General features: G+C 66.6%; 22 protein-coding genes. 7 read left to right on the forward strand and 15 right to left on the reverse strand.

Annotated features, from left to right (window positions below):
• Positions 1-61: 61 nt before the first annotated feature.
• The 13 genes from ACSFA7_RS04480 to ACSFA7_RS04540 form a co-directional block, all read right to left on the reverse strand.
• Complete coding sequence (locus ACSFA7_RS04480) at positions 62-985, reverse strand: LysR substrate-binding domain-containing protein (protein WP_435498269.1); 924 nt, start codon at positions 983-985, stop codon at positions 62-64.
• Positions 986-1,086: 101 nt separating this feature from the next.
• On the reverse strand, positions 1,087-1,716 hold the full coding sequence (gene wrbA, locus ACSFA7_RS04485; RefSeq protein ID WP_435498270.1) for an NAD(P)H:quinone oxidoreductase: 630 nt from the start codon (positions 1,714-1,716) through the stop codon (positions 1,087-1,089).
• Positions 1,717-1,767: 51 nt separating this feature from the next.
• Entirely contained in the window at positions 1,768-2,718 is a 951-nt protein-coding gene (locus tag ACSFA7_RS04490; protein ID WP_435498271.1) for a ring-cleaving dioxygenase, read from the reverse strand.
• A gap of 31 nt (positions 2,719-2,749) precedes the next feature.
• Complete coding sequence (locus tag ACSFA7_RS04495) at positions 2,750-3,430, reverse strand: nitroreductase (protein WP_435498272.1); 681 nt, start codon at positions 3,428-3,430, stop codon at positions 2,750-2,752.
• Between the two features lie 168 nt (positions 3,431-3,598).
• A complete protein-coding gene (locus ACSFA7_RS04500) occupies positions 3,599-4,501 on the reverse strand; it encodes a tryptophan 2,3-dioxygenase (protein ID WP_435498273.1) in 903 nt (300 codons plus the stop codon).
• A gap of 27 nt (positions 4,502-4,528) precedes the next feature.
• On the reverse strand, positions 4,529-5,917 hold the full coding sequence (locus tag ACSFA7_RS04505) for an amidase (RefSeq protein ID WP_435498274.1): 1,389 nt from the start codon (positions 5,915-5,917) through the stop codon (positions 4,529-4,531).
• Between the two features lie 117 nt (positions 5,918-6,034).
• On the reverse strand, positions 6,035-7,084 hold the full coding sequence (locus tag ACSFA7_RS04510; RefSeq protein WP_435498275.1) for a glutathione S-transferase family protein: 1,050 nt from the start codon (positions 7,082-7,084) through the stop codon (positions 6,035-6,037).
• Between the two features lie 221 nt (positions 7,085-7,305).
• Positions 7,306-7,929 carry a glutathione S-transferase family protein gene (locus ACSFA7_RS04515; RefSeq protein WP_435498276.1) on the reverse strand — a complete coding sequence of 208 codons (624 nt, stop codon included), beginning with the start codon at positions 7,927-7,929 and terminating at the stop codon, positions 7,306-7,308.
• Between the two features lie 145 nt (positions 7,930-8,074).
• Positions 8,075-8,776 (reverse strand): dienelactone hydrolase family protein, encoded by a 702-nt coding sequence (locus ACSFA7_RS04520; RefSeq protein ID WP_435498277.1) that lies wholly within the window; start codon positions 8,774-8,776, stop codon positions 8,075-8,077.
• Between the two features lie 21 nt (positions 8,777-8,797).
• A complete protein-coding gene (locus ACSFA7_RS04525; RefSeq protein ID WP_435498278.1) occupies positions 8,798-9,661 on the reverse strand; it encodes a hypothetical protein in 864 nt (287 codons plus the stop codon).
• A 36-nt stretch (positions 9,662-9,697) separates the two neighbouring features.
• On the reverse strand, positions 9,698-10,666 hold the full coding sequence (locus tag ACSFA7_RS04530; RefSeq protein ID WP_435498279.1) for an alpha/beta fold hydrolase: 969 nt from the start codon (positions 10,664-10,666) through the stop codon (positions 9,698-9,700).
• A 119-nt stretch (positions 10,667-10,785) separates the two neighbouring features.
• Positions 10,786-11,829 carry a LysR family transcriptional regulator gene (locus tag ACSFA7_RS04535; RefSeq protein WP_435498280.1) on the reverse strand — a complete coding sequence of 348 codons (1,044 nt, stop codon included), beginning with the start codon at positions 11,827-11,829 and terminating at the stop codon, positions 10,786-10,788.
• 154 nt (positions 11,830-11,983) lie between these two features.
• Positions 11,984-14,716, reverse strand: a complete 2,733-nt coding sequence (locus tag ACSFA7_RS04540; RefSeq protein WP_435498281.1) for an ATP-binding protein — start codon at positions 14,714-14,716, stop codon at positions 11,984-11,986.
• Positions 14,717-15,418: 702 nt separating this feature from the next.
• Here ACSFA7_RS04540 and ACSFA7_RS04545 point away from each other — a divergent pair.
• The 7 genes from ACSFA7_RS04545 to ACSFA7_RS04575 all read left to right on the forward strand — a co-directional run bounded on the left by ACSFA7_RS04545 (position 15,419) and on the right by ACSFA7_RS04575 (position 21,932).
• Complete coding sequence (locus ACSFA7_RS04545; protein ID WP_435498282.1) at positions 15,419-16,192, forward strand: sensor histidine kinase; 774 nt, start codon at positions 15,419-15,421, stop codon at positions 16,190-16,192.
• A 161-nt stretch (positions 16,193-16,353) separates the two neighbouring features.
• Positions 16,354-16,701, forward strand: a complete 348-nt coding sequence (locus ACSFA7_RS04550) for a hypothetical protein (RefSeq protein ID WP_435498283.1) — start codon at positions 16,354-16,356, stop codon at positions 16,699-16,701.
• Between the two features lie 133 nt (positions 16,702-16,834).
• Complete coding sequence (locus tag ACSFA7_RS04555) at positions 16,835-17,656, forward strand: alpha/beta fold hydrolase (RefSeq protein WP_435498284.1); 822 nt, start codon at positions 16,835-16,837, stop codon at positions 17,654-17,656.
• 6 nt (positions 17,657-17,662) lie between these two features.
• Positions 17,663-17,899 carry a hypothetical protein gene (locus tag ACSFA7_RS04560; protein WP_435498285.1) on the forward strand — a complete coding sequence of 79 codons (237 nt, stop codon included), beginning with the start codon at positions 17,663-17,665 and terminating at the stop codon, positions 17,897-17,899.
• Positions 17,900-17,981: 82 nt separating this feature from the next.
• Entirely contained in the window at positions 17,982-18,611 is a 630-nt protein-coding gene (locus tag ACSFA7_RS04565; RefSeq protein ID WP_435498286.1) for a response regulator transcription factor, read from the forward strand.
• Positions 18,608-19,234 carry a LuxR C-terminal-related transcriptional regulator gene (locus tag ACSFA7_RS04570; protein WP_435498287.1) on the forward strand — a complete coding sequence of 209 codons (627 nt, stop codon included), beginning with the start codon at positions 18,608-18,610 and terminating at the stop codon, positions 19,232-19,234. The genes ACSFA7_RS04565 and ACSFA7_RS04570 overlap by 4 nt, the downstream gene beginning before the upstream one ends.
• Positions 19,227-21,932, forward strand: coding sequence for an ATP-binding protein (locus ACSFA7_RS04575; RefSeq protein WP_435498288.1), 2,706 nt, complete (start codon positions 19,227-19,229; stop codon positions 21,930-21,932). Before ACSFA7_RS04570 ends, ACSFA7_RS04575 begins: the two co-directional genes overlap by 8 nt.
• Here the strand turns inward: ACSFA7_RS04575 and ACSFA7_RS04580 are convergent.
• Together ACSFA7_RS04580 and ACSFA7_RS04585 are read right to left on the reverse strand one after the other, a co-directional pair.
• On the reverse strand, positions 21,923-24,652 hold the full coding sequence (locus ACSFA7_RS04580; RefSeq protein ID WP_435498289.1) for an ATP-binding protein: 2,730 nt from the start codon (positions 24,650-24,652) through the stop codon (positions 21,923-21,925). The two genes, ACSFA7_RS04575 and ACSFA7_RS04580, sit on opposite strands and share 10 nt — an antisense overlap.
• A gap of 177 nt (positions 24,653-24,829) precedes the next feature.
• Positions 24,830-25,315 carry a nucleotide triphosphate diphosphatase NUDT15 gene (locus tag ACSFA7_RS04585; protein ID WP_435498290.1) on the reverse strand — a complete coding sequence of 162 codons (486 nt, stop codon included), beginning with the start codon at positions 25,313-25,315 and terminating at the stop codon, positions 24,830-24,832.
• Positions 25,316-25,331 lie beyond the last annotated feature (16 nt).

Here is a 25,331-nt window from a genome sequence, read left to right on the forward strand (position 1 = left end):
TGCTCTTTGCAGGATGCAGCGTTCAGGTTCGTGGACGACACGGCTTTGCCGCTCGGCCGCTTCACTCGAAGCTGCGGGGGTGGTCGAAGGCCGTGACGACCGGCATTTCCACGGCAAGGAAGTCGACCAGCGAACGCACCGCAGGAAGCAGCCCGGTGCGAAACGGGATCAGCGCCGAGATGCGGGCATCCGCCGCCGACCAGTCGGGCAGAAGTTGCTGCAAGGTTCCGTCCCTCAGCTCCGACCTGCAGATATAGCCCGGAAGTGCGGTGATGCCCAGGCTCGCGCAGGCCGCCTCTTTGAGCGCGACCATGTTGTTGCTTTGAAAGCGCGGGTCGATGGGCATGACGAGCTCCTCGTCGTTCGGCCCCTTCAGCTGCCACTGCTGCGCCCCGTTGCGCACCATCGCGATGGTGGCGTGCTGCGCAAGATCCGCGGGGTTTTCGGGCACCCCCCTTTGCGCGAGGTACCCGGGGCTGGCGAACAAGTACCAGGGAACGTTGGCAAGAGCGCGCTGCACCAGCGTGGAGTTCTGCAGCGACGCCGTATGCCCGCGTATCGCAAGATCGAAACCTTCGCCCACGATGTCCACGTACCGGTCCGTCGCGATCTCCACGACGCGCACCTTCGGATACCGGTTCATGAAGACGGGGAGGATTTCGCGGAGGGCGAACTGCGCGATCTCCACGGCCGTCGTCAGCCGGATCACCCCGCTGGGTTCGGCCAGGCGCTGGCGCACCGCTTCTTCGGCGACGTCGGAGCTGTGCAGCATCGCGACCGCGTACTGGTAGAACTCCTTGCCGATGTCGGTCATGCCGAACTGACGGGAGGTTCGGTTGAGAAGCCGCACCCCCAGGTAACCCTCGAGCTCCTGGACGCGGTGACTCAGTGTCGACTTCGGCAGGCGAAGGGCCGACCCGGCCGCCGTGAAGCCTCCGCGGTCGACGACTTGGACGAAATAGAAGACATCCTTCAGATCCAGCATCGCAGTCCTGGTGAGAGAGCAGGGAGGCCGCGCAGCAACAACAGCAGCGACAGCGCTGCCGCCGAGGATAGCGCCGCAACTCTCTGCTCGCTATCCCCGTCTCAGGCGGCTTCCGCCACCGGCTGCGCCACTCGCAGCGACCGCGCCACCGATGCGACGCGCCGGCCTTGGTAGGTCGCCACGGCAAGGTCTTCGGCACCCGGCATCACCGAGTCCCTGTTCGAGACGTGGGTCGCGCCATAGGGCGTGCCTGCAGCGAACATCGCGGCATCGGCATAACCTAGCGGCACGATGATCAGGCCCAGGTGCGCCATCGGGCCGTAGAGCGACAGCAGCGTTGCCTCGTTGCCGCCGTGCCTGGAAGAAGTCGAGCCGAACACCGAGCCGGCCTTGCCGTTCAGCTTGCCCTGAAACCAGAGGCCGCCAAGCGAGTCGATGTAGGCCTTGAGTTCGGCGGCAATGGAACCGAAGCGCGTCGGCGTGCCGAAGACGATCGCGTCCGCCCATTCGGCGTCCGCCTCGGTCGGGGCTTCGTACTTGGCGTTCATTTCGCTGGCCCGCTCGGACCACTCGGGCACCTGGCGCATGACTTCCGGGGCGACGAATTCCCGCGCGCGGCGGAGCCGGACTTCCGCGCCTTCGGCCATGGCGCCTTGCGCGACGGCCTTGGCGAGAAGCTCGGTGGAGCTGTTGCGGGAATAGAAAGCAATGAGAACCTTGGGTGTGGACATGGGTTGACCTGTGTGGGAAGCAAAGAAAAAAGAAGACGCCTTTGCGCGCCCTCAGACGGCAATGGGCTCCAGGCGCGCAAGCAGTTCGTCCTTGCGGTCGCGCAGCCATGGCGGCAGCTGGAACTCCGCGCCGAAATGGCCGGGCTCTTCGTCGATGGCAAAGCCGATGTCGGTGGTCGCAGCCTCGAACATCACGCCGCCCGGCATCTTGAAATACATCGAGCGGAAGTAGTTGCGGTTGACGGATTCGGAGGTGTCGATGTGGCCCATCGACATCAGCTTCTCCTTGATCTGCATCTGCTGATCGACGCTGTCCACCGCAAAGGCCACGTGGTGGATAGTGCCTTCGCCGTAGATCGACGAGCCCTGCAGGCGGTCCGGCTCGTGCACGAATTCGACGATGGTGCCGGGCTTGCCGTCAGCGGTTTCGAAACGATGGTGCGGGCCGGATTGGCCGGCGTAGTGGAAGTCCAGCGCCTCCTTCATGAAGATGATGGATTCATCGACCTCGCGCAGCGACAGCGTGATGCTGTGAACGCCGCGGATCGCGAATTGAGCCGGAATGTCGTCTGCAATGCAGGGCGGGCGTGTGTCGTGTTCGGAGGCCACCAGGTCGAACTCGATGCCGCAGGGGTGCTGGAAGCGCTGGCGCTGCTCGCCGAAGCGCTCGACGATGGTCTTGTCGAAGACCACGCCGCGGGCGCTGAAGCGATCGCGCCAGAAGTCCAGTGAGCCCGCCGGCACCGAGTAGTTGATGACCTTGATCTGGCCCGAGCCGCGGCGTCCCTTCACGCCTTTTTGCTTGAAGGGGAACGAGGTGACCAGCGTGCCGGCATCGCCCTGAGCGTTGCCGTAGTAGAGGTGGTAGACCGGCTCTTCGCCGTCCAGCAGCACCGTTTTCTTGACCAGGCTCTGGCCCAGCAGCTTCACGTAGAAGTCCACGTCTTCCTGTGCGCCGCTGACGCAGGCGGTCAGGTGGTGGAAGCCTTTGATGATCGACATGTGAGTACCCTTGTGTGAGTGCAGTTGGTGACTATTGAGTGAATGAGGCGAATTGCTCGACCGGCGTTTTCTGCAGGGTCATGCAGTTCTCCGGCATGCCGTTGTTGGCCCAGCCCATCGACATGCCGGCAATCACCATCTCGCCCTGGGGAATGCCCAGTTCCGCGCGCAGCACATGGTGTTGCAGCGACCAGATCTGCTGCGGGCAGGTGTCCAGGCCCCGGGCCTTGGCGGCCAGCATGATGTTCTGAAGGAAGCAGCCGTAGCAGAGAAAGCTGGCCCATTCGAGGCGGCGGTCCATCGTGAAGATGATCCCGACCGGCGCATCGAAGAACAGGAACTGCCGCTCCACGTCGCGCATGCGCCCGCTCTTGTCGCTGCGGTGCACGCCCTGCGCATCGCCGAGCTGGCCCCGAAAGGTGTTGAAGCGGCTCGCGTACGGGTCGTGCAGCGGTTGGGGAAAGAACGGGTACTCCGGTGCCAGCGTCGCATGGTTGGCACGGAATTCCGCGACCGCTGCCTTGGTGACGCGGTCGCGGGCTTCGCCGGTCACGACATAGCAGCGCCAGGGTTGTGTGTTGCTCGAGCTGGGGGCATGGCTCGCGGTCGACAGGATGTCTTTCACAGTGTCGAGCGGAACAGGCCGCTCGAGAAAGCCGCGCTTGCTGCGTCGTTCCCGGATGACTTCGTCGATGGCCGGTGTTGCATTCATTTCCAGAATCTCCATCAGTAGGTTGGCTGACAAGGTTGTCTCTAAAAAATCGGTTTTGTAATTAACTGGATAACGCGAAGCCGAGGCAAATCGTAGGTATGCCCCGGATGCCTGAGAAGACCTTGCTTCTTGCACGCTCGGTCCGGGAATCACGAACGATCGGGGCGTTCATTTCCCTTGCCTGGCCATATGCGGGCACACGGGTGGCGGGTCTCCGATGAAGGTGCGCGCCGACCAGAGTTCGGGAAACGGGATCTCGTCCATCGACGGTGCGAGCCACGCGACGCCCTCGGTGCCGAAGTACGCAGGCCGCGCACCGAAGGTTCGCCGTGTTGCCATCAGGTGGCGGAATTTCCAGTTGCAGAAGCCCTCGGCAATGTCGGCCAGGGTCTCGCCGAGCCGCTGGAGTTCGATGTTCGCGTTCGGGTCGGCGTAGATCCGGCGCCAGACCTGCTCGACTTCCTTGCTTGGGCTGTAGGGAGCGCTCAGATCTCGCGCGAGTAACTCCGCCGGCACGTTCATCCCTCTGCGCCCAAGGAATGCAAGCACGTCGTCATAGAGACTGGGTTCGGCAAGCGCCTTGCCGAGCTGTTCCCGGCGGTGGGGTTGCGGCTCGAAGTGCTGCAGGTGCTCGGCCTGCTTGATGCCCAGCAGGTAGACCATGTGCCGATAGGTCCATCCCTGCAGCGCCGTGTCCTTGCCGTGCGTGGCGACGGCGCGCGAAAGAATCGCGAGCAGGTCGTTCGGCGTCATCCAGTCGATCGAGCGCCAGATGGCGTCCAGCGGCGCGTGGTGCGCAACGACCCGCAGCAGCGTGCGCCAGGCCTGCGGCAGGTTGTCCGCGCGCAGGAATGCCTGGGCCGTCTGGATCTCCTTGATGATGAGCATCCAGTAGAGCTCGGACACCTGGACGTGAACGATCCAGGCATGTTCGCCCGGATGGTCGCTGACCGTGCGCTGCAGCGAGTGCAACGTGTCGGTCTGCATCCACGCGCTGTAGGGTGTCTGGCCGGCCGCGGTGCCGGCGGGCGCCGGATGTTCGGTGTTCTGAAGGGTGGGGGTGTCGTTCACTTTGTGCTCCTGGTTGTGTGGGGTCTGTCAGCGCGCCGGCGTGGTCGCGGCCACCGGGCGCAGCAGCTGTTCGATCTGTTGGGCGAGCTGCAGGAGGGCTGCGTCGTGGCCCGGCTTCGCGACGATCTGCAGCGCTGCGGGAAGCAGGCCGTCGCGCGCGGCGAGGGGGATCGAGATGGCGGGGAAGCCCGCAACGTTGAAAGGCGCCGTGTAGGTCATCAGCGCCTCGCGGACCGTGCCCGACCAGTTGCCGATATCGATCGACGCCTGGTTCACCCGCGGCGCAGTGCATGGGCAGGTGGGTAGCACGAGGCAGTTGACCGCCGACATCGCGCGATGCAGCCTGGCCGTGAAATCGCGCCGCATTTGCTGCGCACGCGCGTAGTCGCCCAGCGTCAGGGTCCTGGCGCGTTCGAGCCTGTCGATGGTCTCGCGGCTGTAGTGGGCCGCGATGCGATCGGTGTCGTTGCGCCGGAAGTGCTCTGCGCCGCCTTCGGCGAGGACGATGTGCGCGAAGGCTTCGAAGACGCCGCCGAACAGCCCGGGCTCATCGAGCGTCGTGCAGGCGAAGGCCTCTCCGAGCCTTGCGACCGCGGCGTCGAACGCCGCCGCGACCTCGGCGCTCAACGGCACGGGCGCGATCTCGTGGATGACGCCCAGGCGTGCGTGCAGAGGGGCGGCGTTCCGCGGCATCTCGATGTGAAAGGCGCCCGCAAGCATCGCGATGTCGTCGACCGTCTCGCCGAGAAAACCGGGATGGTCCAGCGTCGGCGCCAGCGGAAAGATGCCGCGCGTGGGCAGCGCGCCGTACGTCGGCTTGAAGCCGACGACGCCGCACAGCGCGGCCGGAATCCGCACCGACCCGCCGGTGTCCGTGCCGAGGCCAGCGGCCACGGCGCCGTAGGCGATCGCCGCGGCGGCACCGCCGCTGGAGCCGCCGGGAATGCGCGTGCGGTCCAGCGGGTTCAACGCGTCGCCGAAGGTGACGCTGGCCGTGGTCACGCCCCATGCAAATTCGTGCGTGGTCGTCTTGCCGATGGGAATGGCGCCGCGCTCGATCAGCGCGCGCACGACGTCAGCGTCGAAGGCCGGAAGGTGCCCCAGATAGGCGGCCGAGCCGTAGCTGGTTTCGATGCCTCGGGTGTCGATCAGGTCCTTGACGCCGATGGCCAGCCCTTCCAGCGGCCGTTGCCGGCCTTGCGCATAGCGCCGCTCGCTTTCCGCCGCGGCCCGGAGCGCGCCGTCCCAGTCGATGGCGGCGAACGCGTGCAGCTCGCGCTTGCCGGCCTCTGCCGCGTCGAGCGCCTGCTCGATCAGGCCGGAGACCGTGATGCGCCGCGTGGCAAGAGCTTCGAGCGCACGGCGAAGACCGGGGGCGCGTGGGACTACGCGGGTTGGCTGGCGAACGGCGTTCAAGGCTTGGCTCCGTGTTCACGAAAAGTAGGACGAACTCGCCCGCCATCACGACGTGACGGGTGACTCAATGGGTGGCGAAAGGTGCGGCGGACGGGATGCGCTATGCCGCGGGAAAACTCAGGCCACGGCGTCGGCCCGACAGTCCGCCACGGCATCCATGTAGCGGGAGTGCGGCAGCGAATCGAGCGACGCCTGGATGGCTTCCTTGCACAGCGAAGGCCGCCTGGCCAACTCGTCGAAATAGCGCGTGACGTGGGGCAGTGCCTCCCACATCGACGCCAGGCCGAGGTAGTTCAGGCGCACGAGGTTCACGCCCCAGAACACATCCGCGAGCGAGAAGGCGTGCCCGTTCGTGCAAGCAAACAAACCCGCGGCCAGGTCGCGCTCCAGGTCGCTGAGCAACTGCCCCGCCTTCTGGCGCGCAGCACGCTGGAACGCCGGGTCGCGGCACACTTTCTTGCCGCCGCTTTCCTTCACGACCTTTGCACGGTAGGCCGCCACCAGTTCGGGTTCGCCGGCGTTGTCGGCCATAAGGCGCTCGAGCGCCATGACCTTGTAGTCATAGACCGTCTGCATCGATGTCTTGAGGGCCTCGGGCCGCAGATCCGCATCCGGATGAAAACCGTAGAGCAGGGCGCCGTTCGGAATCCTGTCGACGATGCCGACCTGGCGCATCACCTCGGCGCGCGCATCGGGCGCGTCGGGAATGAGCTGGAGCGGCGCGCGCGATACGCCGTCGAGGTAGATGCAGATGCGCTGCGAGTCGGCGATCACGCGGCCGGCCTGGTAGTCGACGAGCAATGGCACGACGCAAGGATCGAAGCCCTCCGTCTCGACCGATGTCCGTCCGCTGTAGCCGCTGACGTATTCGCGGTTCAACTCGCGCGCGGCGACCAGGCGCAGGCGAATGTAGGCGGGGCTGTAGTGTTCGGCCGGAACCAATCCATCGCTGCCCATGGTGCTCAGGATCAGCATGTCGTTGGAGCGATACGAAAGCGCCTTCTCGTGCAGCACCGTGCGCACCTTCTGCGAGCACAGCGAGCTCGCCGCATGGAAGAGTTCGAACTTGGGTTCCGGGCGATCGCCCACGATGGTGATGCGGTGGGGGTCCGCAATGGCAGCGCGGGCGGCGGCAGTCATCTCGATCAGGGAGGCACGACTCGTCATCACATTCCTCATCCGCCTGCGCGGCAGGCACACCAACCAACAATCAATGAGCGGGTTTGCGTTCGATCCGGTTCAGGATGAACGCAGGCAAATCGTAGGGAGCCCGCTGGGGGTTGAGAAGGCGTCGGGGCTTGTACGCACGGTCCCGAAAATTCGAACGATCCAGGGCGCAGCCACGGCGGCCGCATGGTCGGCACATCGGCGCTCGGTGCAGGCGCGGGTCAGGCGTTGGCTGTTGGGCCGTCTTCGGGAATCAGGCGCACCCAGCCGCGCTGCCCCTGCACGCGCGCCAGCCAGTTGCGGATGCCGGCGAAGCGCGCCATGTCGTAGCCGCCTTGGGCGGCCAATCCAACATAGGCCGAGAGTGCGAGGTCGGCGATGGTGTAGCGCTCGCCCACGAGCCATGTGCGCGCGAGCAACCACTGGTCCAGTTTTTCGAGGCTTGGGTATCCGTCGGCATGGAACCTGTCGATGTCTTGCTGCTTGGCCTGTGCAAGGCCGCGCAAGTGAAGCACGCGCGGGATGGCGATGGCTTTCTGCAGGTCCGCCTGCTCGAAGAAAAGCCAGCCCATGACTTCGGCCCGCAAGTACGGGTCGTCGGGCAGGTAGGGCGTGCTCTCTGCGAGATGCAGCAGGATCGCGCCAGATTCGACAATCGGGCGACCGTCTTCCAGTATGAGAACCGGCACCCGCGCGAACCGGCTGATCTGCAGAAACGCGGGTTCGCGGGTCTCGCCTTTCTGCAGGTCCAGCGTGATGCGTTCGTAGGCCAATCCCAACTGGCTCAGCAGGATGCGGATCTTCCATGAGTTGCCCGATAGACGACTGTCGTAGAGACGCAGCATGGTTGACTCCATCAAGTGAGGCCCGCGGGACCGGAATCGGAATGTCAGTCCGGCCCTGAAGACTCGCCGCCATGGCAAAGCCGTCTCGGGCCGCCCGCCGATTTTCGCCTTGGAAAGCCGTTGCTGCTGACGGCCCGCCGGAGCCTCAGTCGCCTTGCAAATGCAATGCCAGGAAGGCGGCTGTCCTGCCGTTGGCCAGTGCGGCTGCTTCGGCGTCGTAGCTGATGCCGCGATGGCGTGCAAAGGCGTGGCCGCAACCGGGGTAGTTGTAGGCCTGCACCTGTGGATGGTTCGCCAGGGCGGACGAAATTTTCCGCTGCGCATCGACCGGGATGTATTCGTCCTTCTCCGCGAGATGAACGATCAGCGGGCTGGCGATGCGATCCACTTCCCCGATGTACTTGTCCGCGTTGCCGGGGTAGTAGGCCACCACCGCATCGGCGCCTGCACGCGCGGCCGTGAGGAAGACCAGCAGGCCACCGAGGCAGTAGCCGACGACACCGACCTTCCCCGTGGAACCCGGCATACCGCGGGCGGCGTTCACGACGGCGGCGATGTCGTTCACACCGGCATCGATGTCGAAGGCGTTGTACAGCGCCAGTGCCTGCGCACGCTCCGCCTCCGTCCGGTCGGTGAGTTCGACGGCCGGGGCGATCCTCCAGAACAGGTCGGGGCAGACGGCCAGGTAGCCTTGCGCCGCAAGCTCGTTGCACGACTGGCGCATGTCGGCATTGACGCCGAAGACTTCGTGGACGACGACGATGACCGGCGCGGGGAGCTTCTGCGGACGTGCGACGTACGCGGGGATGTTCCCGTCGGGGGTGATGATTTGCTGCGGGTCGTGCATTGTTTTTCCTTGGGAGCCTGCTCAGGCGTTGAGCCAGAAGGCGATGTTGCGCACGTACTGCTTCGTGGAGCGCAACGCTTCGGAAAAGCGGACGATCCCGTCCCCGGCGGGCTCGGTCACGAAGGAAGGACAGCCGGCCGAGGGGTCCCAGTTGTAGTCCGCGAAGTGATGGAAGGTGGATTGCGCGATCGCCCTGCCGCCGTGCTCGGAGCGCTCGAAAGCGACCGCGATGTTGTAGCGCCTGCCGGATATCGAGCTCTCTCCTTCCATGACCACGCGGCAGTTCGGGTCGCCGGGCGGTACGCCGACGGTGCCTTCATGTGGATGCGCGGGCAGGTACTGGATCACGCCGGTCGCCGAGCGCCTGTCGCGCATTACCGGATGGATGCTGCCGACCGAGCGGATGCGCTGGTAGTCGCCGTTCGCGCCCGAGTAGTAGTTGGGCCACGAGATGTGGCCCGAGAACGGGTTGTCGACACACTGGCGACCCGCCTCGGGCTCGCAGTTGCGGCTGTGGAAGTGATGCGCGGCGCCGATCCCGCTCAGGTTGCAGATCGAGCTGCCCAGGTCCATGTGGTCGCGCGTGACCATGAGGCCGCCGCCGCGATGCCGGAACCGGCTGATGCTCGCGCAATCCTCCGGCGTCAGGCCGTCGCCGGTATCGACGGCGAAGAGCCAGAGCTGGTCGAAGTCCGATTCGTTCAGCGTCGAGAGCACGGGGTCGGGCGCGGCGCGCGGTGCACGGTCGCGCGCCGTCACGCGGAAGGCGGGCCGACCCTCGTCGTCCTGCAGCTGCGAGAGAAACGATGCGAGCCGACTGAAGCGCGAAATGTTCCAGTCGTCCGGGTCTCCTTCGATCGTGGTTTGCAGCAATAGATTCAGCATGGTGCGAGGTATGGGTCGGTCGGTCCTGTTCGCGGTTCAGCTCTTCAGGAATGCGAGCAGGTCCGCATTCACCTTGTCTTGCATCGTGGCGGTGAGCCCGTGCGGCGCGCCCGGGTAGTAGATGGCCTTGGCGCCCTTGACGAGCTGCACGGACTTCTTCGCGGAGTCGTGGATGGGCACGATCTGGTCGTCCTCGCCGTGCATGATCAGGGTCGGCACTTCGATCTTTTTCAGGTCTTCGGTGAAGTCGGTCTCCGAGAAGGCCTTGATGCACTCGTAGGCATTTTTCTGGCCGCATTGCATGCTCAAGAGCCAGAAGTGGTCGAGGATGCCCTGCGATACCTTGGCGCCCGGACGGTTGGCGCCGTAGAACGGGATCGAAAAGTCCTTGTAGAACTGCGAACGGTCGCCGGCCACGCCAGCGCGAAGACCGTCGAACACCTCGATCGGCAGGCCTTCGGGGTTCGCCGCGGACTTCAGCATGACCGGCGGCACCGCGCCGATGAGCACGGCCTTGGCCACGCGCTTGCTGCCATGGCGTGCGATGTAGCGCGCCACCTCGCCGCCGCCGGTGGAGTGGCCGACCATCGTGACCTTCTTCAGGTCGAGCGCCTCGAAGAGCGCCGAGAGGTCGTCGGCGTAGCCGTTCATGTCGTTGCCCGACGACGACTGGCTCGAGCGGCCATGGCCGCGACGGTCGTGCGCGATGACGCGATAGCCGTTGCGCGCCAGGAAGTGCATCTGTCCGTCCCATGCGTCGGCGTTGAGCGGCCAGCCATGGGAGAAGGTGACGACGGGGCCGTCGCCCCAGTCCTTGTAGTAGATCTGCGTGCCGTCGGGGGTGGTGATGGTGTTGCTTGTCATGGAAGGGCTCCGGGGTTGGGTCGAACGATTGCGGGTTGCTGCATCGGCTGCGTCCTGCATGCCGAACGCGAGGGTTCCAGTGGCGACGGCAGCGCCTGTCGCAATCAGGTGTCGGCGCGAAGGGTTTTGTGTGGTCTTCATGGTTTCCTGCAGTTGAAATTGAAACGTCGGACCACGGTGCGCGAGCGCTGCGAAAGAGGCCGTGGAACGGTTCAAATGCTAGGTTCGCCGAGCGCGCGGGGGTAGGCCTGCGCAAGGACTCACGCTGTTGTCGCGTCGGCACCAATCCCAGTGTTGGCCGGCAGTTTCGGGCTGAGGTCGGTGAGACAGTCCAGATCGGCGGCCCGGATCTTCAGCGTCATGAAGTCGATGAACACGCGCATGCGCGACGGCAGATGCTGCCGGCTCAGGTAGCAGATGTAGTGCCCGCTGTCGTCGGGTGCGTACTGGGTCAGGCACGGGACCAGTGCACCCGTCCTCAGCGACTCGCAGGCCAGGTAGCCCGGCAGTTGGGCGATGCCATGGCCGTCGAGCACGGCCTGCAGCACCAGGTCCGCGTCGTTGTAGGTGAGCTTGGCCTGTGGCGCGAGCTTGCGTGGCTGGCCTCCGACCTTGAACTCCCACTCGGAGATACGGCCGGATGAAAAGCGGAAGTTGATGCACTCGTGCTGGGCCAGCGCGTCCACGGTGGTGGGCAGCCCGTGGGCTTCCTGGTAGGCGGGGGAGGCGCACAGCATCAGCTGCATGGGGATGATCTGCTTGGCGATGATCTGGGCGTCTTCCATGCGGCCGTTGCGAAATGCGATGTCCACGCGGTCCGAGGTGAAGTCGGTCGGCTTGTCGTTCAGCAGTAGGTCGATGGTGACCTCCGGGTAGGTTGCGCGAAATTCACCCAGCAGGGGCGCGACGACCCGGCGGCCGAACCCGACCGCGGCATTGATGCGCAGGTGCCCGCGGGGTGGGCCTTGCCGCAGGTCACGCATTTCTTCCACGGCCTGGACGATCCGGTCGACCCCGGTGTGGCAATTGGCGTAGAAGAGGTCGCCCTCGCGCGTGAGCGTGGTGCTTCGCGTGGTGCGCAGGAAGAGCCGGACGTTCAACTGGTCTTCCAGCTTCTGAACGCTGCGGCTCACCGCGGAACGACCGATGCCCAGGCGATCGGCGGCCCGTGCGAAGCTGCCTTCGGTGACGACGGCGATGAAGGCGACCACCCCCGCGTAACTTGTGGCGAAGCTGGAGGCCAGCGGGTCCGCACGCGGCGCGAGAGGAATGGAGGGGGACGAGGGGAGGGCTGAGGTAGTCATGAGGCGGCTTCTCGGTTCGGGGGATCAGGCGTCCTGGAGCCCCCATGAAAGCGAAGCGGCCACTCTGCGCGGAAAGCCATGCCGAGGCCAGTTAAGGCCTGTCAAGGTTTGTTATGGCGGCCGGCCGGCGCTGCCGCATGCGCCGCGCGGTCCTTCAGGCGCGGGAGAGTTCGTTGCGCAGCGCGCGGACTTGCGCAAGGCCGGGGTGGTCGCCGCACGGTGCCGCGCGCCGGCAAAGCTCGTCCAGCAGTGCGATGGCCTCCTTGGCCCTGCCCAGGCGAACCCACATCCTGGCCGTGCTGATCGCCGCACGGAACTCCCATCCCAGCGCACCTTGCTGCCTGGCGGTGTCGATGGCACGCCGGTAGAACGCCTCGGCCTCGTCGTCGAGGCCGCGCTGCTCGCAACGCCGTCCGGCGGCGCGCCAGGTCTCGGCCGCGCTCCACTGGCCGCGTCCGGCCTCGGCCTGCGCGATCGTCTCGTCGTCGATCCAGTCGGCGCAGAAGGTCACGAGCATTTCCTTGCGCGGCGCATCGAAGGAGGCAAGCTGCTGCACGACCTGGCGAACGTGGCGCTCGCGGTCGTCCGCGGTGAACGCCTGCAGGCCCAGCGCATAGCAGTGCGCCCACTGGTGCCAGTACGCGAGCCCTCTGCGCCGGGCTTCGTCTAGCAGCATGCGAACCCATTTGCGCGCCAGTTCCAGCTCGCCCGACCACAGGGCGACGGGGCATGCGCCGAACAGCGCGAAGCACAGCGACAACGCATTGCCGCCGGCCTCTGCAAGCGCCACCGCGCGGGTCGCGGTGGCCATGGCCTTCGCAGCATCGCCCCGCAGCCAGAGCGTGCGGGCCAGCAGGGCGTTCGATGCGACGGCGGCATCGAACTGGAAGAGGTTGACGTGCGTCGGGCGCACGGTGCCGCCGACAAGGATCGCCGCCTGCGCGCCGGCGCTCGCCGCGGAAAAATCCCCGCAGAAGTGACTCGCCAGTGCGGTCATCCGATGCGCCAGGTTGAGTGCGGCGGGGTCGGGGGTCGATTGCGCGAACTCGAACAGCACCTGCGAGTGGTGCAGCGCGGCCGCGTATTCGCCGCGAATCGCATGCAGCACGCAAATGCCCCAGCGGGCCTGCAGTTCCAGCACGACCGACTTGGCCCGCATGGCGATCGCCAGCGCCCGATCGTAGGCGGCGCCCATTTCCGGGACCGCTCCCCGGGTGTGCCACAGCGCATTGCCCAGTGCGATCTGCAGCCAGGCCTCCGTCTCCGTGTCCGCTCCCGGCTGTTGCGCGAGGCACGCGAGCGCGCCGATGACCCGGTCGCGGTACTCCTCGACCTGCGAGACATGAAACCACAAAGGCGCCGAAGCGATGGTGAGCGCGGCGCCGGTCTCCCAGTCGTCCTGCTGTGCCAGGCAGGCGTCCATCGCGCTGCGCACATCGTCCAGCCGGTGCGCGTAGCGCGCGTTCCAGGCCTGCCCGGTGAGTTCGCCCGAATCCGAGGTCGCGGCGCTCATCAGCTCGCGCATGAGGAGCGCATGGCGCCGTCGCAGCGCTGGGCCTTCATCGGTTTGCGCGAGAAGTGCGGCGGCGTAGCTTCGCGTCGTGTCGAGCAGCCGGTAGGGCGCGATGGCGTCGCTGTTGTCGAACGACACCAGCGACTTGTTGGCCAACGAGATCAATGCATCGAACGCCACTTCGGGGTCCATGTCCGCCCGGGTGACGCTCAGCGCCGACTCGACATCGAAGCGCCCTCGGAAGACCGAAAGCCGGCGAAAGAGCCGCAGTTCCGCGTCGTCGAGCAGCGCGATGCTCCAGTCCAGCGCCGCCGCGAGCGTGCTATGCCGGGGCAGAACGGCCCTGCTGCCTGCGGAGTAGAGCCGCATGTGGTCATTCAGCCGGAACGCAAGATCGCCGATTGGCTGGACGCCAAGGCGTGCTGCCACCAGTTCGATGGCCAGCGGAATGCCATCCACCTGCCGGGCGATCGCGGCGAGCAACCGGCCATCGGAATCCTCGAACGCGCGGGCACCCACGGCCTTTGCGCGCTCGACCAGGAGTTCGACCGCCGGCGACGCCATGGCTTCGGCCAGATCGGCACATTCCGCGCCGGGCACCGCGAGCGGCGACAGCCGCTCGACGTGTTCTCCCTCGATGCGAATGGCCTCCCGGCTGGTTGCGAGGATGCGCAAGCCGGGCAGGGCGCCGAGCAGTTCGGTGATGAGCAGCGCCAGTTCATCCAGCATGTGCTCGCAGTTGTCGATCAGCAGGAGCACATCGCGGTCCGCCAGCCGCTGGAGGATGGCTCGCGTCGTGTCGGCGGTGTCCGCCGGCGCGCCGAGCGACCGGGCCACCGTGCTCGCCAGATGGGCCTGCGAAACCAGCGGCGAGAGGTCGATGAAGGCCAACTGCATGGCCGTGCGTTCTGCATGGCATTCGGCCGCATGGATGGCGACACGGGTCTTCCCGATGCCGCCGGCGCCGACGATGGTGACCAGCCGGCGCGCGTCGAGTGCCGTCAGCACGCGCGCCATGTCGGCGTCGCGGCCCACGAGCCGGGTGAGGCGTTCCGGCAGTTTCGCGAAAGACGGTGCGGGCATAGCCATCGCCAGCGTCCGTTCTTCGGTCGGCTTGCCGACCTGCTCGCGAAAAACCGTTCCATTGAATCGGTAGCCGCGCAGGGGGATGTTCGAAATCCATTCCTTGCAGTTGTCGCCGTCTTGCGGCTCTCCCAGGGCCTTGCGAAGCGCGGAGATGTGGACCCGGACACTGGACTCCTCGACCACCACGCCGGCCCAGACGGTGGCGAGCAGCTCGTCCTTGCCTACGACGTCGCCTTCGCGCTTGAGCAGTTGCAGCAGCAGCTCGAACGAACGCGAGCCCAGGCGCACGCTGTGCCCGAGTCTTTCGAGCCGGCGCTGGGCCTCCCAGAGGGTGAATGCGCCAAAGCGCCATCGAACCTCGCCCAGTCCCTGCGCGGCGCCGGCATGCGCCTGCAGTGGCGTGGAGCGAGCTGCGATGTCGTAGATGTCACCCACTCGCCAGCCCCTGCAATGTTGGCGCTCCAGGCTGGCCCGTGCGGCGTCTGATGGCGACGATCTGCTTGCCCGCGATGGGAAATGCCTCGAGTGCAAATTTTTTCATTCGACGATCCAGTCAAGAAGATGAAGGCGGCGGTCATTCGGGCCGCACGATGCGCCGAAAGACTGTCTGCCGGACCCCAGGGACGTGCCCCTTCGAGATGCAAGACGGTCGGACACGGGGTTTTGTGACAGGGATCGCGATCTGCGCCCTGCATGCGCTGCAACTGTCGCTGTCGGGGATGTCGAGCTATTGGATGCGACGCGAGGTTATTCAGGAACCCGGCTCGCGTGAACGAAGAGTCCGGAAATGACGAACGATGTACCGCGGACGGTTCTCGGCGATTGGTGTTTGGCCGGCAACACGGTGCGCCACCGCAGCGGCCTTCTCCGAGGGAATGCGGCTGCCTACGATCCGTCCAATCGCGAGAACCAGAGAACAACGTCGTTCATCACCGAGGCCCCCTGTCGCGATGAATCCGGGGTGGCCGCATCAAGAAGCACGGATTCCTCGTGAAGCTTTATCCCATCGGGGGCGCGCAATCCGCCCTCCAGTCTCCCCACGACATTCGCGCTGCAACGAGCTTGCGCTGCGCGACCCGAGACCGGGCGCTGGCCGTCATCTCGCACGAACTCAGGCAGCCGTTGAACGTCATCCAGATGAATGCCAGCCTGCTCCATCGCCTGTCCGCATCCGCGGTGCCCTTGCAATTGCAAGGCATCGCCCAGGCGATGCAACGCGCCATCGAAAGCCAGACGCGGCTGATCGACGACCTGCTCGATTTCTCGCGCGTGCGAACCGGCAAGCTGGCGCTGCGCCGCGCGGAGGTCGACTTCGGCGCGCTCACGCTCGACCTTGTCGCCGCATTCGGTGAACGCTGGCCCTCGGGGCGCTTCCGCGCGGAGGTGCAGGCGGCCGATCCGTTGATCTGTCATGCCGACCGGGTGCGGCTGGAGCAGGTCGTCGGCAACCTCCTGGACAACGCGATGAAGTTCTCGCCCGCCGGCGGAGAGGTTCGGGTGCGCCTTTCTTCGGAGGACGGCTTTGCCCGGCTTGCGGTGGCAGACAGCGGCTGCGGCATCGCGCACGAGTTCCTGCCGCATGTCTTCGGCCTGTTCAGCCAGGCCGGCACCGGGGACGGCGGCTCGCGCGGTGGGCTGGGCATCGGCCTTGCGCTGGTTCACGGCCTTGCGGTCGCTCACGGCGGTTTCGTGAAGGCGACGTCCGCAGGGCCAGGCCGTGGCGCCGAGTTCAACGTGTGGCTTCCTCTTCAACGACGCGCCTGACGGTGCGCCGCACATTGATGCCGGGTGGGCAACACGGAAGTACCTCCCGCATGCCTACCGCAACCGGGATGCGAAACCTAGCATTCAGACCATGCCGCGATGTTCGCGAATCGGAGCCCAGCCGTCCTGAGGCAGGGCGATGGCGCCCACGAGGAATCATCATGACGCAGCGCATTCATTCCCTCGCGCAATCGGGCGCACCCCGCCGCACGCGCAAGGCACGCGAGCAGGCCTTGCAGGCGGCCGCCGACGCCGAACCGCGGGGCGCAATGGACCGCGTCTGGACCGCGGGATACATGACCGTCTCGCTGCTGGCCATCGCCGCGGCCTGCGCGGTCGCGGGCGGTGAGCCGGCGAATGCGGAGCTGCGTTTTGCCACAGTGGCCATCGGTGCGGCTCCGCTCGTGCAGGACATCTGCTCCGCCGGCGCCGCGCCGCATCCCAGTCCGCTGGCGCAGGCATGCGCCAGCGCCCTTGCGCATGGGGGCCACGCCTCTGGCGCGTGTTGAGCCGCGGCCCACCGCCGCACACCGATTTTCAGAACAAGCGAAGGTCAATTGCCTGTACCTGTCGCTCGCGATGCATCCCGCACGGGATGCGAGGTTTTCAAGTCAGGCCCTCCATTCAACAAAGGTAATCAGCATGAAGAATTTTTCGATCCTCGCACGTGCATTCACGGCCATCGGCATCCTGGCATTGCACCTCTCGGCGCCTGCAAACGCGGCCACGTCGGGGGCGCGGCCGGCCAAGCCCACCATCGTGCTGGTTCACGGCGCTTTCGCCGAATCGGCCAGCTGGAACGACGTGGCGCGCGACCTTCGTGCGCGCAGCTTTCCTGTTGTCGCGGCTGCCAACCCGCTGCGCGGCGTGAAGTCCGACGCGGACTATGTGGCCGCGATCGTGGGTTCGATCCCCGGGCCGGTCGTGCTGGTTGGGCATTCGTATGGCGGTTCGGTGATTTCCGCTGCGGCAGTTGGAAAGCCCAATGTCCAGGCGCTGGTCTTCGTTGCGGCGTTCGCGCCTGAAGTGGGCGAGTCGGCGGTCGATCTGTCGGGCAAGTTTCCCGGCAGCACGCTCGGTCCCACGCTGGCCGCACCGGTGATCCTCCCGAACGGCGGCAAGGACCTCTACATCCAGCAGGACAAGTTCGGCAAGCAGTTCGCCGAAGACGTGCCGCCGGCAGTTGCACAACTGATGGCCGTGTCGCAACGCCCCATCACCGAGGGCGCCCTGGGCGAAGCGGCGCCTGCCGCCGCCTGGAAGAACGTGCCCTCGTGGTTCATCTACGGTGATCGCGACAAGAACATTCCGCCAGCCGCGCTGGCCTTCATGGCCGAGCGTGCGAAGTCGATGAAGACGGTCGTGGTCAAGGGGGCTTCGCACGTGGTCATGACCTCACGGCCGAAGCTGGTGACCCGACTCATCGTCGAAGCCGCTGACGCGGTCAGGACGGCACAGCCCTGAGGGCCCATGAAGATCGCGCTGCCTCCTCGCCGCGCCTGGCTGGAATGGCTCAAGAGCATCGCCTGCGCTGTGGCCGTGACGGTCGCGGTCGGTGCCGGCGCGGTGATTGCCGCCTCCGAGTCGCTGCGGCCAACGCCCGGGAGCGCCATCGTCGTGCTCTGCGACGCGGTCGGGCGTTGCCGGGGCGCGATGAATCCGGCGGCGTCCGTCCCCAGAGACGCCGTGGCGCATTCCGACCCTTAACAAGGCTTGACACCGTTTAACTGGCGACGGATTCGCCAACCGCACAGACTTCCACCCATGACTTCCAGAAGGACTTGAGCCCATGACCGCGCCGACCCAGGCCAGGCAGATCCATGTGGCGGTCGCACACCGCGACCCGTACGTGGCCGCTGGCATCGCATCTCTGCTGCGCGCCCGCGCCGACTTCGTCGTTCGATCCGGCCTCCCCGACGCCGATGGCGACGACGAGCCCGTCGACGTGCTCGTCACGGACTACGCAACCGGCGTTCACAAGGCCACGAATGTCCCATCCGACCGGAATCGCTCCACGCTGAAATCTTTCCTCGTGGTCACGGACCAAAGCACCGGGTGGCAGATTCGCCGCGCCGTGGACGCCGGCGTGCGCGGCTACCTTCTGCACGATTGCTCGGCCGAGGAACTGTCGGACGCGGTGCGTTGCGTTGCAGAGGGCCGCAGGTACCTGTCCTGCCCCGTGGCCGACCAGTTGCTGGACAACTTTTCGGCCGCAGTGCCAACCGCTCGCGAACTCGAGGTGCTCCAACTCATGGCGGAGGGCCTGCCCAACAAGGACATCGGCCGACGCCTGGGCATCGGCGAAGGGACCGTCAAGACGCACGTGAAGGCGATCCTGCGCAAGCTCGAAGAGCCGACGCGGACCGCCGCGATAGGCGAGGCTCTTCGCCGCGGACTGCTTCTGGAGGCATCGCCATGAACGGTGCCATCGATCTGTACGTGCGTGTGTGCCATGGCGATTCGCTCGTCACGGCCGGCCTCGTCGCGCTCATCGGCCAGGAACCCGGTTTTCACGTGCAGGCAGAGAACGGGCCTGACGAAGGCATCGTGAACGTGATCGTGGCCGACCACGCCTGCGCGCTGAGCTTGCTCGCATCGGCACCGGCACCGGCATTGGATCAGCCCGGCGCGGCAGGCGGCTTTCGTGTGCCGCGCGTCATCGTCGTAATGCGACGGGACAATGAGGGCGAGCTCATGCAGGCGATCGCCAGCGGGGTGCACGGCTGTGTGCGCCAGGAGGCGAGCCCGGCCGAGCTGATGGAGGCCATTCGCCACGTGGCGCGAGGAGGCTCTCTCTATCTCTGCAAGCGCACGAAGATGCTTTTCAGGCACGGCAGCCCAGGCGCAGGGTTCACCGCCCGGGAAGAGGACGTGCTGCGCTTTCTGGTGAAAGGCGATTGCAACAAGGGAATCGCCCGCAAGCTAGACATTTCCGCCAATACCGTCAAGGCGCACGTCTCAAGGATCTGCGAGAAGCTGCATGTCGGCTCAAGGGTGCAAGTGGCCGTCAAGGCGACGCAGCGCGGGCTGATCCGTGTCTGAGATTCGCCGGTGGCGCTTTGGCGCCTTTGCGCTGTGGGAGACCGAGCCAAGGCTCGAGCGCGACGGGCGGCAGGTGCGGCTCGGATCGCGCGCCATCGGCCTGCTGGTTGCACTCGTGGGTCGCGCCGGCGAAGTGATCAGCAAGGACGAGTTGCTCGCGGCGGTCTGGCCAGACACGGTGGTCGAGGAGGCGAGCGTCCGGGTCCATATGTCGATCCTGCGCAAGGCCCTGGGTCCGCCCGGCGCAGAGGACGGGTGCCTGGAGTGGATCGCCAACATTCCGCTGCGCGGCTATCGCTTCCTGGGGCGTGTGCACTGCGAGTTCGTGCCGTCTGCCATCGCCGCGCAAGTGTCACAGGCATCGCTGCCGGATGCGCCCTCGGCGTTGCCCACTCGCGTCTCCAGTCTCGTAGGGCGCGAGGTGGAGATCGAGCGCGTGCTCGGCATGCTTGCGGCGAGCAGGCTGGTCACCGTCGCCGGGCCCGGAGGCGTGGGAAAGACCAGCGTTGCCATCCGCGTCGCCGCACGCTATCGGGAGCGGCTGCAAGCCCAATTCGGCTTCGTCGATCTCGCGCCCCTGACATCGCAGGACCACGTGCTGACGACGATGGCGCGCGCCATCGGCGTGCGAGGCGGCGTGCCGGACATCGAAGAAGCCATCGTCCAGCGCCTCGAAGGCCAGGCGATGCTGCTGCTCGTGGACAACTGCGAACATGTCATCGAGAGGCTGTCGCCGCTCCTGGGCAGGTTGCTCGCGGCGTTGCCCGGCCTGCGGGTCCTTGCAACCAGCCGCGAGGTGCTTCGCGTGGCAGGCGAACATGTTTTTCGCTTGATGCCCCTGGCGGTCCAGCAGTCCCAGCCCGGCTCCCTGGCGCATGCCTTGCGCTCGCCGGCGGTGCAGTTGCTCGTCGAGAGAGCCCAGGCCGCGGGCGCTGACGCATTCGATGACGCGAGCAGCGGGCCGCTGACCAGGATCTGCCAACAGGTGGATGGAATCCCGCTGGCGATCGAGCTGGTCGCGGCCCGCCTGGGAGCCCAACCCGTGGGTGAGCTGGCATTCGGGCTCGACGATCACATGCGCCTGCATTCAACGGACAAGCGGGCTGCGCTGGCGAGACACCGCACGCTCGCTGCGACGCTGGACTGGAGCATCGGCCTGCTGGGCGACGCCGAGTTGCTGCTGTTTCGCAGGTTGTCGGTGTTCCGCGCTTACTTCGGCATCGCGGCGGCGCTCAGCGTGGCGGCCAGTGCGCTGGACCCGGACGTGGCGTCCGACGCGCTGCTGAACCTCGCCAGCAAATCGCTCGTGGTGTACGACACAGATCAGGCCGCGGACTCGCCATACCGCCTGCTCGACACCACTCGCAGCTATGCGCATGCGCTGCTCGTGCAGGCGGACGAGAAAGACGCGGTATCGAAAAGCCATGCCCTTTTCATGCTGGACCTCATGGGCATTGCCACTGCCGACCTTGCCTTGCTGGACGCCGATGCCTGGACGCAGCGCTACCGCGGCTGCCTGGACGACGTTCGCGCGGCTCTGGATGCCTGCATCGGGCACCACGACGACATGACGATCGCAGGCGCGCTCACCGTCGCATCGGCGCCGCTCTGGTTCCGCTTGTCCGAAGTCAGCGAATACCGGGATCGCGTTCGCGCGGCACTGGACCAGGTCGACGCGCTGAAGGTCCCCGACCGCCTGATGGCCGGACGACTGGAGATCGCGCTCTACAACGCGTTGTGGCACACCGGCGGCACGGTGCCCGAGATGACGCAGGCGTGCGAGCGGGCGCTGGCATGCGCGCTGGAATTCAAGGTGAAGACGCTCGAATTCCAGGCGCGATGGGGCCTTTGCGCACTGAACATCACGCGCGGCGCGTACACACCGGCGTTGCGGCATGCCGAGTTCCTGAGCGAGTTTGCGAGCCACTCGACCAACGCAGTGACGCGCAACCTGTCGCATCGGATGCTGGCGCTCGCCAGTCACTTCTGCGGCGCGTTCGCCGAGGCCAGGGCGCATGCCGAAGCAGCGGCGGACGTGGACGACGCGATCCGGCGCAACCATGCCAACGCCTTCCAGCCCGACGCGCGCACCACCGCAATGGCCATTCTTGCCAGAACGCTGTGGATCCAGGGCGAGAGCCGTCTTGCCATGGCCACTGCCATCCGGTGCGTGGAGGAGGCTGAAGCGCTGGGGCACGCGCTGTCCCTGTGCGTTGCGCTCTTCTGGATCTGTCCCATGGCCATCTGGGCCGGCGAACAAGGGGCCGCCCGCGCCTGGACCGACACGCTGCTGCAGCAGACCCGGTCCAAGGGCTTTGCCTACTGGCACGCCTGGGCGCTTTGCTACGACGACGCAATGAAGCTCGGCGAGGTCGACGATGCCGGCGCGCACATCGATGCCGTCGCGGCGAAGGTCCTGGCCATGGATGAACCCCGCAGGGAAATGATGGTCACCTTCTGCGACCGATGGGTGGACGATGACCTGGTAGCTCGCGCGATGCGGGGCGAAGGGCAGTGGAGCGCCGCCGAGGTTTGCCGTGCTGCCGGGCGGCGCATGGAACTGCAGGGCAACGACGCCGAAGCCGAGGCGCTTTATCTGCAGGCCCACGCCCTCGCACGTTCGCAAGGCGCACTCGCCTGGGAACTGCGTGCGGTGGGGATGCTGGAAGGACTGCGCGCCAGGGCCGGTCAGCGTTGAGCCGCCTGCGCACCCGACAGGCGGACCCGCGCCAGCGCGGCGCGCTGTTCCCAGGCCACGGCGCCTTGTTGCCTGGCGGTCTCGATTGCCCGCAGGTAGAAGGCCTCTGCCTCGTCGCTCGCAGCGTTCTGCTCCGCGCGCCAGCCGGCGGCGCGCCAGACCTCGGCGGCTACCCATGGACTCTCTCCGCGAGAGACGCGCTCGATCAGGTCGTCGTCGACCCAGTCGATGCAGAAGGTGGCGAGCATCTCCCTGTGGGGTGCGTCATAGGTTGCGAGCTGGCCGGCCACTTCACGGACGTAGAGGTCCCGGTCCGGCGCGATGCTCAACTGCAGGCCTTGGGAGAACCACTCGGCATAGCGCAGCCAGCCCACCAGGCCCTTGCGCTGTGCTTCGTCCGTCATCAAGTGAATCCATCCGGCGGCGAGATCGAGTTCACCGGCCCACAGCGCGACCGGGCAGGCGCCGTACAGCGCGGAGCACAGCGAGACTGACCTTCCGGCCGCTTGCGCCCGGTCCACCGCATCGCTGGCCTCTTCCAGGGCCCTGGCCGTCTCCCCTTGCACCCAGAGGGTTCGGCTCAGCATGGCTTTCGCGGCAACGATGGCGTTGACCCCCACCATGTTCGCGCGGGCATGTCCGAGGCCGCCGCCCACGCGCACGGAAGCTTCGCTGTGCACCCTTGCCACACCGAAGTGGCCGCAAAAATGGTTCGCCATCGCCATCACGCGGTGAGCGAGATTGAGCGCGGCGGGGTCGGACCAGGATTGCGCAGCCGCCATCAGCGTGTGCGCCTGATCCAGGGCCGCCGAATATTCGCCGCGGAACATGTCGTGCGTGCACCGTCCCCAACGGGCTTGCAGTTCCAGCACGGGGATCTTGACGGCAAGCGCGCCGGCCAGGGCCTCGTCGGCGGCGGCACCCAGCTCCGGTGTAGACCTGCCGGTGTGGAGCAAGGCGCTGACCAGGGCTGTGTTCAGCCAGGTCGCCGTTTCCGTGTCGCGCGCGGGTTGCCGGTCGACCAGCGCCAACGCTGCGGAGACCCGGTCGCGGTATTCCACCACCTGGGCCAGGTGAAACCACAATGGCGCGGAGGCCGTCACCAGCGAGGCGGCCATCTTCGGGTCGGGCTGCTGCGTCAGGCAGACTTCGAGCGCGAAGCGCACGTCGTCCAGGCGGTGTGCGTACCGGTCGGCCCAGGCCTGCTCGGTGAGGTCGGAGAGCTCCGCCGCTGCGGCCTTCATCAGGTCGCGCATGAGCACCGCGTGGCGCCGCAGCAATGCCGATCGTTCATCGCTCTGCGCGAGAAGCGCAGCGGCATAGCTTCGCGTCGTGTCCAGCAGCCGATAGGGCGCGACAGCGTCGTTGCTGTCGAAGAAGACCAGCGACTTGTTGACCAGCGAGATCAGCGCGTCGTAGGCCACCTCGGTGTCCATGCCGCCGGCGCTCACGCCAAGCGCGGATTCGACATCGAAACGGCCACGGAACACGGACAACCAGCGAAAGAGCCGCAGTTCCGTATCGCTCAGCAACGCGATGCTCCAGTCCAGCGCCGCGGCCAGCGTTCGGTGCCGTGCGAGTGCGGCGCGGCTGAAGGCATAGAGACGCATGTGGTCGTCCAGCCTGCGCGCCAGATCTGCGACTGGCTGGACACCCAGGCGCGCGGCCACCAGTTCGATGGCCAGGGGAATGCCGTCGATCTGCCTGGCTATCTGTGCCAGCAGAGGGCCATGCGATTCGTCGAACGCACCCGCGCCCGCGGCCTTGGCCCGCTCTACAAGCAGTTCGACGGATGGCCAGTGCAGCGCCTGCGTGAGCGAGATCTGCGCGGTGTCCGGGATCGCAAGCGTCGGCAAGCGGAAGACATACTCGCCCGCCACGCGAAGCGCCTCGCGACTGGTCGCGAGGATGCGCAGGCCGGGCAGCACGGAAAGCAAGCCGTCGATCGGCAGCGCCAGGGAATCCACCACGTGCTCGCAGTTGTCGATCAACAGGAGCACGGCGCGCCCCCTCAGGCGTTGCGTGATGGCCCCCGCGATGTCGGGCAGGTCGGCGGGCACTCCCACGGCGCGCGCCAGCGTGCCGAGCACGTGATCCTGGGAGATCAGCGACGACAGATCGATGAAGGCGATCTCCGTGCCGTGCGTGTGCTGGTGGATCTCCGCAGCGTGGATCGCAAGCCGGGTCTTGCCGATGCCGCCGGTGCCTACGATCGTCACCAGCCGGCGGGTTTCGAGTGATTCGAGAACGCTTGCCAGATCGGCTTCGCGACCGACGAGCTCGGTCAGGCGAACCGGCAGCGGGGTGAAACCGGGGTCGGGCTGCGGTGCCGCGGGCTTGGCCGAGAGGCCCGCCGCCTCACGCCGGACACGTCCATTGAAGCGGTAACCGCGCAGCGGAATGTTGGAGATCCACTCCTTGCACTCGTCGCTCTCGCCCGGCTCGGCCAGCGCCTTGCGCAGCGTGGACATGTGGACGCGCACGCTGGCCTCTTCGACCACGACGCCAGCCCAGACCGCCGCGAGCAGGTCATCCTTGCTCACGAATTCGCCGGCCCTCTTGATCAGCTGCAGCAGCAGATCGAAAGCGCGCGGCCCCATCCGCACGGCCTCGCCGGCCCGCTCGAGCCGGCGCTGGGCCTCCCAGAGAACGAAAACGCCGAAGTACCACCGGACTTCCGCCGACGCCAGGTGAGATGGGTCCTCGGGCTGCGCTTGCATGAGGTATCTGCGGCGGTCCGCCTCAGGTCGCCGCGAGCCAGGCGCGAGCGGCGCAAGGTCGTTGAACGAGGAGGCGGCGGATCGGGTCGACGGTTTCCATGGGTTGAGACTTAAGTACCAGTTTGAGATCGTAGCCCGGGACTGCGCGACATCGCGCTAGTCCCTGCTGCCCATGGGTCATAGTGCGATGTAGCCCGAAGCCACCAGCGACTGAAGGGGGGCAAACAAGGGTTGCGGCAGGTCGTTCCAATCGAACCAGGCCCAGCCTTCGCATTTGTGCGGCTCCAGATTTGCCGGATCGCCAGTTGCCTGCCGGGCCACCACGAAGGCGGTGACGTACTGCTCCTGCACATCGGCGAAGACATCGTTGGTATAGGGGCCCGGCTCGACGGCGCCGAGATCCAGCGCCGTTTCCTCTCGCAATTCGCGCGCGGCGCACGCTTGTATCGACTCGCCGAACTCGAGTCGGCCGCCCGGCGCGGACCACGTCCCTGCGCCATGCGATCCCTTGCGCTTGCCGAGCAGAACCTTTCCGTGGCGCAGCACGATGACGCCCACGCCAACGCCGATCGTGCCGGGGCTGCGCAGCGCTGCGACGGCCTCCGCCTGGGAACCCGCTTGCGAGGAAGGCGCGGATCGTTCGAGACTCTCGTGATGTTGCATGGCGCTGCTCCGTTGA

Source organism: Variovorax trehalosi (assembly GCF_051216415.1).
In the GTDB taxonomy this organism is placed as follows: domain Bacteria; phylum Pseudomonadota; class Gammaproteobacteria; order Burkholderiales; family Burkholderiaceae_C; genus Variovorax.